The organism is Pseudomonas alkylphenolica, from assembly GCF_000746525.1.
Classification (GTDB): Bacteria; Pseudomonadota; Gammaproteobacteria; order Pseudomonadales; family Pseudomonadaceae; genus Aquipseudomonas; species Aquipseudomonas alkylphenolica.
Window position 1 is genome coordinate 734208 of record NZ_CP009048.1, and the last position, 12771, is coordinate 746978.

Annotated in this window: 13 protein-coding genes; 8 read left to right on the forward strand and 5 right to left on the reverse strand. The window is 62.6% G+C overall.

Features of this window, described 5'->3' with window-relative positions:
- The first annotated feature begins 113 nt into the window (after nt 1–113).
- Nucleotides 114–2639, forward strand: coding sequence for an ATP-dependent helicase HrpB (gene hrpB, locus PSAKL28_RS03470; protein ID WP_038606635.1), 2526 nt, complete (start codon nt 114–116; stop codon nt 2637–2639).
- Nucleotides 2640–2659: 20 nt separating this feature from the next.
- On the opposite strand, the gene PSAKL28_RS03475 is transcribed toward hrpB, so the two are convergent.
- Nucleotides 2660–3328: a membrane protein gene (locus tag PSAKL28_RS03475; protein ID WP_038606638.1), complete on the reverse strand. Its 669-nt coding sequence runs from the start codon at nt 3326–3328 to the stop codon at nt 2660–2662.
- A gap of 155 nt (nt 3329–3483) precedes the next feature.
- Here PSAKL28_RS03475 and PSAKL28_RS03480 point away from each other — a divergent pair, with 155 nt between their 5' ends.
- The 3 genes from PSAKL28_RS03480 to PSAKL28_RS03490 all read left to right on the forward strand — a co-directional run bounded on the left by PSAKL28_RS03480 (nt 3484) and on the right by PSAKL28_RS03490 (nt 5421).
- Nucleotides 3484–4218: a DUF2076 domain-containing protein gene (locus tag PSAKL28_RS03480; RefSeq protein ID WP_038606641.1), complete on the forward strand. Its 735-nt coding sequence runs from the start codon at nt 3484–3486 to the stop codon at nt 4216–4218.
- A gap of 101 nt (nt 4219–4319) precedes the next feature.
- Complete coding sequence (locus PSAKL28_RS03485) at nt 4320–4799, forward strand: LabA-like NYN domain-containing protein (RefSeq protein ID WP_038606644.1); 480 nt, start codon at nt 4320–4322, stop codon at nt 4797–4799.
- A gap of 19 nt (nt 4800–4818) precedes the next feature.
- Nucleotides 4819–5421 carry a 3'-5' exonuclease gene (locus PSAKL28_RS03490; protein WP_038606646.1) on the forward strand — a complete coding sequence of 201 codons (603 nt, stop codon included), beginning with the start codon at nt 4819–4821 and terminating at the stop codon, nt 5419–5421.
- Here the strand turns inward: PSAKL28_RS03490 and PSAKL28_RS03495 are convergent.
- A complete protein-coding gene (locus PSAKL28_RS03495; RefSeq protein ID WP_038606649.1) occupies nt 5418–5876 on the reverse strand; it encodes an Lrp/AsnC family transcriptional regulator in 459 nt (152 codons plus the stop codon). The two genes, PSAKL28_RS03490 and PSAKL28_RS03495, sit on opposite strands and share 4 nt — an antisense overlap.
- A 152-nt stretch (nt 5877–6028) precedes the next feature.
- Between PSAKL28_RS03495 and yedA the strand changes: the two genes are divergently transcribed.
- Nucleotides 6029–6961: a drug/metabolite exporter YedA gene (gene yedA / locus PSAKL28_RS03500; protein ID WP_038606652.1), complete on the forward strand. Its 933-nt coding sequence runs from the start codon at nt 6029–6031 to the stop codon at nt 6959–6961.
- Between the two features lie 75 nt (nt 6962–7036).
- Nucleotides 7037–8368, forward strand: a complete 1332-nt coding sequence (rhlE1, locus tag PSAKL28_RS03505) for an RNA helicase RhlE1 (protein ID WP_038616218.1) — start codon at nt 7037–7039, stop codon at nt 8366–8368.
- Between the two features lie 61 nt (nt 8369–8429).
- Here the strand turns inward: rhlE1 and PSAKL28_RS03510 are convergent, their stop codons facing one another.
- Both PSAKL28_RS03510 and PSAKL28_RS03515 read right to left on the reverse strand, forming a co-directional pair.
- Nucleotides 8430–9665 (reverse strand): TIGR03862 family flavoprotein, encoded by a 1236-nt coding sequence (locus tag PSAKL28_RS03510; RefSeq protein ID WP_167335107.1) that lies wholly within the window; start codon nt 9663–9665, stop codon nt 8430–8432.
- Between the two features lie 149 nt (nt 9666–9814).
- Nucleotides 9815–10729 (reverse strand): histone deacetylase family protein, encoded by a 915-nt coding sequence (locus tag PSAKL28_RS03515; RefSeq protein ID WP_038606657.1) that lies wholly within the window; start codon nt 10727–10729, stop codon nt 9815–9817.
- 95 nt (nt 10730–10824) lie between these two features.
- Here PSAKL28_RS03515 and PSAKL28_RS03520 point away from each other — a divergent pair, with 95 nt between their 5' ends.
- A complete protein-coding gene (locus tag PSAKL28_RS03520) occupies nt 10825–11250 on the forward strand; it encodes an EamA family transporter (RefSeq protein ID WP_038606660.1) in 426 nt (141 codons plus the stop codon).
- 14 nt (nt 11251–11264) lie between these two features.
- Here the strand turns inward: PSAKL28_RS03520 and pmrG are convergent, their stop codons facing one another.
- A complete protein-coding gene (gene pmrG, locus PSAKL28_RS03525; protein WP_038606662.1) occupies nt 11265–11951 on the reverse strand; it encodes a lipopolysaccharide core heptose(II)-phosphate phosphatase PmrG in 687 nt (228 codons plus the stop codon).
- 210 nt (nt 11952–12161) lie between these two features.
- On the opposite strand from pmrG, the gene PSAKL28_RS03530 reads away from it, so the two are divergent.
- Nucleotides 12162–12731, forward strand: a complete 570-nt coding sequence (locus PSAKL28_RS03530) for a GNAT family N-acetyltransferase (RefSeq protein WP_038606664.1) — start codon at nt 12162–12164, stop codon at nt 12729–12731.
- Nucleotides 12732–12771 lie beyond the last annotated feature (40 nt).

The window sequence follows — 12771 nt, forward strand, 5'->3', positions numbered from 1 at the left end:
TCTCCGGAGTGAGGGCCACAAAGATACAGGCAAAGAGCCGGTATCTACAGCTAAGACCATGATAGAGCAGGCTCGGTTCGCCGTTATACTGGGCGAATTGTTTGAGGGCCACCATGATTTCGTTACCGATCGATGCCGTACTGCCAGCCTTGCGTGAAGGCTTGAGCCTGCGCCATGAAGCGGTACTGGAAGCGCCACCCGGCGCGGGCAAGACCACCCGTGTGCCATTGGCGCTACTCAACGAGCCGTGGCTGGCAGGGCAGAGCATTCTCATGCTTGAGCCGCGCCGGCTTGCCGCCCGCGCGGCGGCCGAGCGACTGGCCAGCGAGTTGGGCGAGCAGGTCGGGCAAACGGTCGGCTACCGGATTCGGCTGGACAGCAAAGTCGGTCCCGAAACCCGGATTGAAGTGGTCACCGAAGGCATCCTCACCCGCCGTCTGCAGGCCGATCCGGCGCTGGAAGGCGTCGGGTTGCTGATTTTCGACGAATTCCACGAACGTAGCCTCGACGCTGACCTGGCCCTGGCCCTGAGCCTCAATGGCCGTGAGCTACTGCGTGATAAGCCGCCGTTGAAGATTCTGCTGATGTCGGCAACCCTTGAAGGCGAGCGCCTGTCGAGCTTGCTCGATGAGGCACCGGTGGTCAGCAGTGAAGGGCGTATGTACCCGGTCGATATACGCTGGGGCAGGCCGTTCCAGCCGGGCGAGTACATCGAGCCACGGGTGGTCGATTGCGTATTGCAGGCTATTGCCGACGAGTCAGGCAGCCTGCTGGTGTTTCTGCCCGGTCAGGCCGAAATCCGCCGGGTGCACCAGTCGTTGCAGGAGGCGCTGGGTGAGCGTCAGGACATTCTCTTGTGCCCATTGCACGGCGAACTGGAGCTCAATGCTCAGCGCGCGGCCATTGATGCTGCGCCGCCCGGTAAACGCAAGGTGGTGCTGGCGACCAACATTGCCGAGACCAGCCTGACCATTGATGGTGTGCGCGTGGTGATCGATGCCGGCCTGGCGCGTGTGCCGCGCTTCGACCCGGGCAGCGGCATGACCCGCCTCGACACCCAGCGTATCTCGCGGGCCAGTGCCACCCAGCGTGCCGGTCGTGCCGGTCGCCTTGAGCCGGGGGTGTGTTATCGACTGTGGTCCGAGGCCCAGCATGAGCAGCTGGCCGCTTACGGCAGCGCCGAAATTCTTCAGGCCGACCTCGCCGGGCTGGCCTTGCAGCTGGCGCGCTGGGGTGTCACCCCGGATCAATTGCGCTGGCTTGATCAACCTCCTGCAGCTGCTTATGCACAGGCCCTGGATCTGTTGCAGCGCCTGGGGGCATTCAAGGCTGACAGTCGGGACAGCCTGAATGAGCACGGCCAGGCCATGGCCGAGTTACCCGCACACCCGCGCATCGCCCATCTGTTGTTGCGTGGTCAGGACCTGGGGCTGGCGGCCATGGCCTGTGACGTCGCTGCGCTGCTGGGCGAGCGCGATATTCTGCGCGGCGCTGGCGCCGATCTGCACAGCCGCCTGGCCTTGCTCAGCGGTGAAGCCCGCGCGAACAAAGGCGGGCAGGGTGGAGTGCAACGTGCCCGGCAACTGGCCCGGCAGTATCGTGGCTATCTGCGTGGCAAAGCGCGCTCTGCGGTTGCCGACCCCGAGCACTCCCGCTGGCTGGGTGCATTGTTGGCGCTGGCTTATCCGGACCGAGTTGCTCAGCAGCGCCGCGCCGGTGGCGCCGAGTACCGTCTGGCCAATGGTCGCGCGGCGCTGTTTGGCGAGCCCGATGCGCTGATGAAGTGTCCGTGGCTGGTGATCGCCGACCTTGGCAGTCGCCAGGGTCAGCGCGAAGAGCGCATCTATCTGGCTGCTGAGTTCGATCCTGCCTTGTTTGACGGGGTACTGGTCGAGCAGGTGCGCAGTGTCGACATCCTCGACTGGGACGAGCGTGAAAACGTATTGCGCGCCGAGCGCCAGCGCAAGGTCGGCGAGCTGGTGCTCAGCCGCGAGCCGTTGACCGGTCTGGATGCAGATGCCCGTGCGCGGGCGCTGCTTGAGTTGGTACGACGCAAGGGCCTGGAAATGCTGTCATGGACGCCCGAGCTGCGTCAGTGGCAAGCGCGGGTTGCCCTGTTGCGCCAGCTTGATCTGGCAGCCAACGGTGCAAGCGAATGGCCTGATCTAAGCGACGAGGCCCTGCTGGCAAGTCTGCCGGAGTGGCTGCAACCCTACTTGGGTAAGGTTACCCGCCTGAGCCATTTTGCCCAGCTCGACCTGTCGTCGATGCTGCGCAATCTGCTGCCCTGGCCGCTGCCGCAGCGTCTGGATGAATGGGCGCCGATGCACCTGAGCGTGCCTTCGGGGTCGAATATCCGCCTGGATTACAGCGAAACGCCGCCGATCCTCGCTGTGCGCCTGCAGGAGCTGTTCGGGCTGGCCGAAACCCCGCGTATCGCCCAGGGGCGTCAGCAAGTCCTGCTGCACCTGCTGTCGCCTGCGCGACGCCCAGTGCAGGTCACCCAGGATCTGGCCAACTTCTGGCGCAGTACCTATGCCGAGGTGAAGAAGGACCTCAAGGGCCGCTACCCGAAACACTACTGGCCGGACGACCCGTTGATCGCCGAGGCTACGGCGCGGGCCAAGCCGCGCAAGTAGCCATCCGGCCCTGAAACCGCTCAGGGTGCTGGCGGTTCCACGACCGCTTCACTGACCAGCATGTACAGACGGAACATCACCACCGTACTGAACAGCTGCAAGAAGCCATTGGCGCTGTCGAGGGCCAGTTGCGCCAGGGGCGAAGGCTCGGGGATCAGCATCTGGCTCAGGCCATCGATTAACCACAAAGGGGCCATTACACCGAGGATGCAGGTGAGGATTCGCCAGAAGTTGCCGGTGGTCATCTGGAAGCTTTCGCGCATGGCAGCCAGCGGCGGCAGGCCGCGCAGTACCAGCAGGTACTCGGCAAACACCAGGTTGATCATCACCCAGATCCCCGGAAGGATGAACAGTGCGGCGCCGGCCATGATCAGCAGCGAGCTGAGCATCACCATCAAGGCGAACGATGGCCACAGGCGCAGGGCCATGGCCAGCAGGTTGCGCTTGAGCGGGGTATAGCCGTTGCTGCGGGTGTCGAGGTAGAGAATCAGCGCGGCACTGTACAGTGGGTAGAACAACAGGCTGGCAAGCATGCCATAGGCCTGTGACGCGTCCTTGCCCAGCTGTTGGTAGAGCAATTGGGTGCAGAGTGCTTCGAGCACCACCAGCGGCAAACAGAGCTGGGCGATGCTCAGCAGGTGGCGGCGGAAGAAGTACAGGGAGTCACGCAGAACGCTGAGCGGATTCATCGGTCGATATCGTAGTTGAAAAAAGCAGGGCGTAACTTTAGCCCAGCCAGCCCCCAACCTGAAGAAAGTTTCATCGCGCCTTGTGTTGAATCCACGGCCTTGGCACCCCATTTTCAGTGAACCTGAATTCCCCCGGCTCTTGTGTGAGGTTGCCCATGAACAGTGAAGAACAAACCCTGATCGATGGCCTGTTCGGCCGACTCAGGCAAGCCGAAGACCCGGCCGTCCCCCGTGATGCCCAGGCTCAGGCGCGCATTGCCGAGCACCTGCAGCAGCAACCGGCAGCGCCCTACTACATGGCACAGGCGATCCTGGTTCAGGAAACGGCGCTCAAACGCCTGGACGAGCAGAACAAGCAGCTGCAGGCCGAGCTGAAACAGGCCAAGGTACAAGTGGCAGCCACTACGCCGAGCAACAGTGGGGGCTTTCTTTCGAGCATCTTCGGTAGCGGCACCCGTGATTCTCAGCCGCAGTCACAAGCACCGGCCAGTACTCCGGGCGGTGGCGGCTGGCGTGAACCGTCGCGTTCGTTCAATCAGCCCGGCGCTGGCGCGCAGCAAGGTTTCAACGCAGCGCCCGCTCAGGCGCCTGCCCGTGGTGGCGCTAGCAGCTTTCTCGGCGGCGCCTTGCAGACCGCTGCCGGTGTGGCGGGCGGGGTCATGCTGGCGCAGGGCATCAGCAGCCTGTTCAACCAGCATTCACAACCCGAAGAAGTGGTCGAGGTGATCAAGGAAGAGCCCGCACCCGCCAGCGACAGCTGGGGAAGCAATGACGAGCAGCGCCTGACCGCCGACAACAGCGACTACGCCAACGATCAGGGCAGCTTCATGGACAGCGATTACAGCAGTGACGACGGCGGATTCTTCGGCGGCGACGACAGCTTCGTCTGAGCGCGCATACCCGCACCGCCTCCAGGCTGGCATACTGGGCGCCGAAACGGCCCCGGTGTGCGGCGGCCGGCAACCGCGCCACGGCGCCATGAGGAAGAACGGTGAAGAAGATCGCGGTATTCGCCGATGTGCAGAACCTCTACTACACCGTGCGCCAGGCCTATGGCTGTCATTTCAATTACGCGGCGCTGTGGGCCGATATCAGCCAGCATGGGCAGATCGTCGAGGCAGTCGCCTATGCCATCGACCGCGGCGACAGCAAACAGCAGCAGTTTCAGCAGATCCTGCGCAACCTCGGTTTCACCGTCAAACTCAAACCCTACATTCAGCGCAGCGATGGCTCGGCCAAGGGCGATTGGGATGTGGGTATCACCCTGGACGTGATCGATGCCGCCGCGCGGGTCGATGAAGTGGTGCTGGCGTCCGGTGACGGTGATTTCGATCTGCTGCTTGAACGCGTCATCAGTCGCCATGGTATTGAAGCCGTCGCCTATGGTGTCCCGGGCCTTACCGCCAACTCGCTGATTCGCGCTGCCAGCCGCTATGTGCCCATCGAGGGCAGCCTGTTGCTCAGGCACTAGGTTTTACTGAGGTTTTGTTTTGGAACGTATTGCTGTCATCGACTTTGAAACCACCGGTATTTCGCCCGGTGCCAATTGCCGCGCTACTGAGGTGGCGGTGGTCATGCTCGAACGGGGGCGCATTGTCGACCGCTACCAGAGCCTGATGAATGCAGGTTTGCCGGTACCGGCCTTCGTTGCCTCGCTGACCGGCATCACCACGGCCATGCTGCGTAGCGCGCCGCCTGTTGCCCGGGTGATGAACGAAGTCGCCGAGTTTGTTGGCGACACACCGATGCTGGCGCACAACGCCTCGTTCGACCAGAAGTTCTGGGATTACGAACTGGCGCAGATCGGTCGCAGCCGCAGCCAGCGCTTCGCCTGTTCGATGCTGTTGGCCCGGCGCCTGATGCCGGCGGCACCGAACCACAAGCTCGGCACCTTGACCCGTTGGGCCGGCCTGCCCGACACCGGCACCGCTCACCGGGCCATGGCCGATGCGGAAATGGCCGCCAACCTGGCCCAGCATCTGGCCGGGCAGTTGCGTGAGCAAGGCGTCAGTGCGGTGTCCCACCAGTTGTTCTGCAGCTTGCAGAAAGTCCCGGCGGCGAAGATCGCCGAGGCGCTGAAGACCTACCGCTAGGGTTTCTTGCCGTTGTGCTCGAGGTGGCCTAGCGGCAAGCGGCGCTCCACCGCGCTGGAGAGGATGATCGAGGTCTTGCTGAAGCCGAACTGGGCGACGCGATTGATCAACGCCTCCAGCTCAGGCATCGAGGCCACGGCAGCCTGCATGATCACGCAAGGGTCGCCGGTAACCCGGTGACACTCGGTCAATTGCGGAATCTGCGAGAGCTCTTCATAGGTCTGCTGATTACCGTGGCTGGCCAGGCGCAGTTCAATCATGCACTGGATCGGCAAACCGATCTTCTCCAGATCGACCTTGGCCTGATAGCCGGTGATCACGCCGCTGGCTTCAAGCTTGGCGACCCGTTCAGCGACCGCCGGGGCAGACAAGTTAACCTTGCGGGCTAGCTCTGCAAACGAGGCGCGGCCGTTTTCCAGCAAGGCGCTGAGGAGCATTCGATCGTACTTGTCCATGGTCTTCTCGGGGCGTGTTTCGAATCAAAGGTTGATTGCCTGAATAACCGTGCTTTCGAAAGTGTACGGTTTGTTTAAACAGGTTTTGTAACTTATGTTTGCACGCGTGCCTTTCTAAACTAATCCCCCGACAATCAGAATTCGAGCCCCCCATGTCTGCCTCTCGTCGCTTTCCATTGGTTTTGATCGGCGCCTTCCTCGCCTTGTACCTGGTCTGGGGCTCGACTTACCTGGTCATTCGTATCGGTGTCGAATCCTGGCCGCCGCTGCTGATGGCGGGCGTGCGCTTTGTGATTGCCGGTACGCTGTTGTACGGCTTCCTGCGCTGGCGCGGTGTGCCGGCGCCGACCTGGCCACAATGGCGTGCAGCAGGTGCGATTGGCGTGCTGTTGCTCAGCTGTGGCAACGGGGGCGTGACGCTGGCCGAACACGCTGGCGTAGCCTCCGGGGTGGCGGCGTTGGCGGTCGCCACGGTGCCGTTGTTCACTCTGGTATTCGGCTTGTTCTGGGGGCATCGCAACACCCGCCTGGAATGGGCCGGGATCGTCCTCGGCCTGGTCGGGATTGCCATGCTTAACCTGGGGTCCAACCTGCAGGCCAGCCCTATGGGCGCCGCGTTGATCCTGTTTGCCGCCGCATCGTGGGCGTTCGGCTCGGTCTGGAGCAAAAGCCTGCCATTGCCTCAGGGGCCGATGGCCAGCGCCGCCGAGATGCTCGTGGGTGGTGCCGCCTTGCTGCTGGGCAGCGCCCTGAGTGGCGAGCGCATGACCCAGATGCCCACCGCCGCTGGTTGGGGCGCGCTGGCTTATCTGGTGTTCTTCGGCTCGATTCTGGCCTTCAGCGCCTACATGTACCTGCTCAAGCATGTGCGTCCGGCGGCGGCCACCAGCTACGCCTACGTCAACCCGGCGGTAGCGGTGCTGCTCGGCATCCTGTTTGCCGGCGAGCAGATCGGTTTCGAGGAGTGCGTGGCGATGGCGGTCATCATCGGTGCGGTGGTGTTGATCGGTCTGCCGCAGTGGCGCAAGCCGACAGCCGAGCAGGTCAAGCCACAAGCGCAGGTAGAAGGCGAGCTGTGCAAGTAACAGCGGTTTGTCAGGAAGGTGCTGGCGGAACAAGGTAAACTGCCGCCATTGCTGAATTCCCCTGACGGTACTGCCATGACATTCGCCAAACTCGGCCTGATTGAACCCTTGCTGCGCGCGCTTGAGCGCCTGGACTACAACACCCCGACGCCAGTCCAGGCCCAGGCCATCCCTGCCGTGCTGGCCGGGCGCGACCTGATGGCCGCAGCCCAGACCGGTACCGGCAAGACCGCAGGCTTCGCCCTGCCGCTGTTGCAGCGCCTGACCCTGGAAGGCGCCAAGGTTGCCAGCAACTCGGTGCGCGCGCTGGTGCTGGTTCCGACCCGCGAGCTGGCCGAACAGGTGCACAGCAACATCCGTGAATACGCCGAACACCTGCCGCTGAGCACCTATGCGGTCTACGGTGGCGTCAGCATCAACCCGCAGATGATGAAACTGCGCAAGGGCATCGACCTGCTGGTGGCAACACCTGGGCGCCTGCTCGATCTGTTCCGTCAGAACGCGGTGAAATTCAATCAGCTTCAGGCGTTGGTACTCGACGAAGCTGACCGCATGCTCGACCTGGGCTTTGCCGAAGAGCTGCGTGCGGTGTATGCCGCCTTGCCGGCACGGCGGCAGACCTTGCTGTTCTCGGCGACCTTTTCCGACGAAATCCGCCAACTGGCCGCGCAGACCCTGAATGATCCGTTGAGCATCGAAGTCAGCCCGCGCAACGTCACTGCCAGCACGGTCAAGCAGTGGATCGTCCCGGTGGACAAGAAGCGCAAGCCAGAGCTATTCAGCCACCTGATGCGCAAGCAGCGCTGGAAGCAGGTGCTGGTGTTCGCCAAGACGCGCAACGGTGTCGATCAACTGGTCGAGCGTCTGCGCGGTCAGGGCGTGAACGCCGATGGCATCCATGGCGACAAACCCCAGGCGACCCGCCAGCGTGCCCTGGACAGTTTCAAGGCGCGAGAGATCCAGATCCTCGTAGCCACCGATGTGGCGGCACGCGGCCTGGACATTGACGACCTGCCGCTGGTGGTCAACTTCGACCTGCCGATCGTGGCTGAAGACTATATCCACCGTATTGGCCGCACCGGTCGTAAAGGCAACAGCGGCGAGGCGATCTCGCTGGTGTGCGCCGATGAAGTGCAGCTGCTATCGGCTATTGAAACCCTGACCCGCAAGACCTTGCCGCGCCATGAAGAACCGGATTTCATTCCTGATCACAAGGTGCCGATGACCGATGCCAGCGGGCAGGTGCTGAAGAAGCCGAAGAAACCGAAGAAGCCCAAGGAAAGTAGCGGCAAGCGTACATTGGGTCGCTGGATGGACAGTGGCGATACGCCGGCAGCAGCGCCTGCGGCCAAACCGGTGCGCAAGGTGCCAACCTTCAATACCGGGCCGCGCAAGCGTAAGCCTTGAGTTAGCTATCGCGGGGCAAGCCCGCTCCCACCAGGCTGGTAGGAGCGGGCTTGTCCCGCGATCAGTTTTTCAGCCAGTCGAGAACCCCAAGCCCCGCTTTGCGCCCACTGGCAAAACACGCCGTCAACAGATACCCCCCGGTCGGCGCCTCCCAGTCGAGCATCTCGCCGGCACAAAACACCCCCGGCAGCGCCTTGAGCATCAAACGCTGATCCATCGCCTCAAACATAACCCCACCGGCGCTGCTGATCGCTTCATCCAGCGGGCGAGGGCGCACCAGCACAATCGGCAGGGCCTTGATTGCCTGGGCCAGTAACGCCGAGTCGGCAAAGCTCTGCGCATCGGTCAGCTCGCGCAGCAACGCCGCCTTGACCCCGTCCAGGCCCAACTGGCTGTGCAGGTGCTTGGCCATCGAACGTGAGCCGCGTGGCTTGGCCAAAGCCTTCTGAATGTTATCCACAGTGCGATTGGGCAACAGGTCGAGCAACACCGTGGCGCTGCCTGCACGGTTGATCGCTTCACGGATCTGCGCCGACCAGGCATACACCAGGCTGCCCTCCAGCCCTTGCGCAGTGACAATGCACTCACCCAGGCGCGGCGCCTGACCTGCAAGGCTCAGGGCGATGTTTTTCAGCGGTGCGCCAGCGAACTTGTCCTTGAGCAGATCGCTCCAGGCATGCACCTCGAATCCGCTGTTGGCGGCCTGTAACGGCGCGACCTGTACGCCTTTATCCACAAGCCAGGGCAACCAGGCTGCATCAGAACCCAGGCGTGCCCAGCTGCCGCCACCTAAGGCCAGAAGGGTGGCAGCAGGCTTGAGCGTCAGTTCGCCCTGTGGATAAGCCACACGCAAGCTGCCATCGGCATTCCAGCCAAGCCAGCGGTGACGGGTGTGGATAACTACCCCGGTATCGCGCAGGCGCTTGAGCCAGGCGCGCAGCAGCGGGGCGGCTTTCATCTCACGGGGAAAGACCCGGCCAGAGCTGCCGACAAAGGTTTCGATGCCCAGATCGTGAATCCACTGGCGCAGGGCGTCGGCGTCGAAGCCTTCGAGCAATCCGGCGATTTCAGCGCTGCGCTCGGCATAACGGGAAATGAACGCCGGGTAGGGTTCGGAATGGGTGATGTTCATGCCACCGACCCCGGCCAGGAGGAATTTGCGTCCTACCGAAGGCATGGCGTCGTACAGATCCACCGCGACCCCGGCCTGGCCGAGCACTTCGGCGGCCATCAACCCGGCCGGCCCGCCTCCGATAATGACAACGTGTGGGCGGTGGGTGGCGGGGGTGTCGGTCATGGTCGGCTGCAAGCTGGGAAAAAGAGCCGGCATTCTACCTCAGCGCGGCAGGCGGAAACACTGAGCAAAAAATGTACAGCCGCTTCAAACCCATACGGGCAAAGGGCTGCAGTGGCTTTCGCGCAGGTTATCCACAGGCGGTTCCACAGTCATTGTGAGTAACCCAGTACCCGCTTGGCGCTGTGATGAAGGATGCCATGGCGGCGTGCCAGGGCCTGGCGGTCCTTGCTGTAGCCGCCACCGATCACCCCGACCACCGGGATATCGCGCCCCAGGCACTGGCGCAGGACATGCTCATCACGGGCTGCGACGCCTTCATCGGTCAGTTGCAGATACCCCAGGGCGTCGTCCTTGTGCACATCGACGCCAGCGTCATACAGCACCAGGTCCGGGCGGTACATCGGCAACAGGTAGTTGAGGGCGTCCTCTACCACTTTCAGATAGGCCTGATCGCCCATGCCGCGGGGCAAGGGGATATCCCAGTCGCTCTGGGCCTTGCGTGCCGGGAAGTTCTGCTCGCAGTGCAAGGACACGGTGATGGCGTCGGGGGTGTTGTGGAGAATCCGCGCGGTGCCATCGCCCTGGTGCACGTCGCAGTCGAAGATCAGCACCTTGTGCACCCGTCCGGCTTCCAGCAGGTAGTGGCTGATCACCGCCAGGTCGTTGAAGATGCAAAAGCCGGCGGGATGGTCGTAGTGGGCGTGGTGAGTGCCGCCGGCCAGGTGACAGGCGATGCCATGCTCCAGGGCCTGTTCGGCGGCCAGCAGCGAGCCGCCGACCGCTCTTACCGTGCGTCGGGCCAGGGCTTCGCTCCAGGGCAGGCCGAGGCGGCGCTGGTCTTCGCGTGACAACTCGCCATTCATGTAGCGTTCGATGTAATCGCGGTCATGGGCCAGGGCGAGGATATCGTTGGGGCAGATCTGCGGGCGCAGCAAGTCCTGGTCGGTGGTCAGTCCACTGTCGACCAGGTGATCGCGCAGCAGGCGGAACTTGTCCATCGGAAAGCGGTGCTCGGCGGGAAACGCCGGGCTGTAGTCGTCGTGGTAGATCAGCGGCAGGGGCATGGCAGATTCTTGAGCAAGTCAGGGCTCGATCTTGCCAGTTGCGCTTGCCGTTGCGCTACTTTGTAGGAGGCACGACTCATTAAAAAGGCGCATGCATGCTGGCTTCCTGGACGTTCTGGGCTGTTCTCTCGGCTATCTTCGCAGCGCTGACTGCGATCTTTGCCAAAGTCGGCATCAGCGGTATCAATTCCGACTTCGCCACCTTGCTGCGTACCGTGGTGGTACTGATCAGCCTGGCGCTGATTCTCTACGCCACCGGGCAGTACCAGTCACTGGCTTCGATTTCGCCGCGCAGCTACCTGTTTCTGGTGCTGTCCGGGCTGGCCACCGGGGCTTCCTGGATCTGCTACTTCCGCGCACTGCAATTGGGCCAGGCGTCTCAGGTTGCCCCTGTGGATAAACTCAGCGTGGTGCTGGTCGCCGTGCTGGGGGTGACCCTGCTCGGCGAGAAGCTCGATCTACGTCAGTGGGCGGGTATCAGCCTGGTCACTCTGGGCGTAGTGATGCTGGCATGGCGTTGAGCCGGCCCGCATGCTCAGGTCCGTGTACTGTTAAGAATTTTTTGCCATTCGCTGGCGTTCATCTGGCCGAGGATTCTCGCTTTGCCGGTGGCGGCGACCGAGACGAACAATGCACTGGCATAGTCGCTGGAGCGCTGACCGCCGGGCACCTTCAACTGACGCTCCATATGGTCGATGCAGCCGCTGTGGGTCACCAGCACCAGGTTGTGCTTCGGCGCCTTGTGCGCCAGGGCGGTCTTGGCGAAGTCCTGGTCACACTGTTGCACCCATTCTTCGCTGCTGATGGCTTTACCGAAGATGAAGTGCGCGGTCTGGCGGGTCCTGACCTGCGGACTGCTGAGCACCTCGGCGCTATCCAGGCCCAAGTGCTGCAAACCATGGCCAACGTCCGTGGCGGCCTGACTGCCGGCCACAGTGATCCCGGTCGGGTCGCCAAGACAAGCGTTGCTTGAGCGATCACAGCGCTCTGCATGACGGATCAGTACGATCACCGCGCCCTTGGACCATTCACTGTAAACACCGCTGCTGTGCATTTGATTGTCACTGCCCAAGTCCACAATTCGGGTTCTCGTTGCTGCCCACGTAGTGAGGGTGGCCAATGCCAGGAGGATGCACACGCCGATGAGTGCGGTTTTGACCGAAGGAAAACGTCGTCGCTTGAGCGCTGACAGGGCCGTGTTCTGCGCCGGGTTTGGCAACATGCTGCTACTCCATAACGGAATCGGATTGAGTGGCAGCCGGGAGGGGGCAGGTACCACAAGCGTGGCAGCACTGTAGGTGACGACCTGTGCAGAGCAGGTGAAGTGGATGTGAAAAAAGTCTTCTACGACACCTGCTGTGTCAGCCGATTCGCCAGCTTTCCTGCGTCTGCCTACGCTGTAAACTGCAGGTGATGTGTTCAGGAGCAGGCGATGCCCCCCATACTCGAGTTGGAAAGCGCACGACTGGTGCTGCGCCAATGGCAGGATGACGACCTCAACGAGTTCGCCGCCCTGTGCGCCGACCCTCAGGTCATGCGCTATTTTCCCGCCCCGCTGACGCGCCTTGAAAGCGCCGCACTGATCGGCCGTATCCGTGGCCATTTCAATGAGTACGGTTTTGGTTTGTGGGCGTTGGAACGCAAGGATTCCGGTGCCTTCATCGGCATGACCGGTTTGCTCAATGTCAGCTTCGACGCCGATTTTGCGCCAGCCGTGGAGATCGGCTGGCGCCTGGCTCGTCGTCATTGGGGCCTGGGTTTCGCCAGCGAGGCGGCCTGGACCAGTCTGCGTTGCGCCTTTGCCCAATTGGGCCTGGAGCAGGTGGTGTCGTTCACTTCTGAAAGCAATTTACCGTCGCAGAAGGTCATGCAGGCCATTGGCATGCAACAGGACCTGACCGGCAGTTTCCTGCACCCGAAACTGCCCGAGGACCACCCCTTGCGGGCCCATGTGCTGTACCGCATCAACCGGGCCCAGTGGCAACAGACCCTGCGTGGCTGAATTGCACAACATACAGGTGAGCTATGACAAACCCTGTATC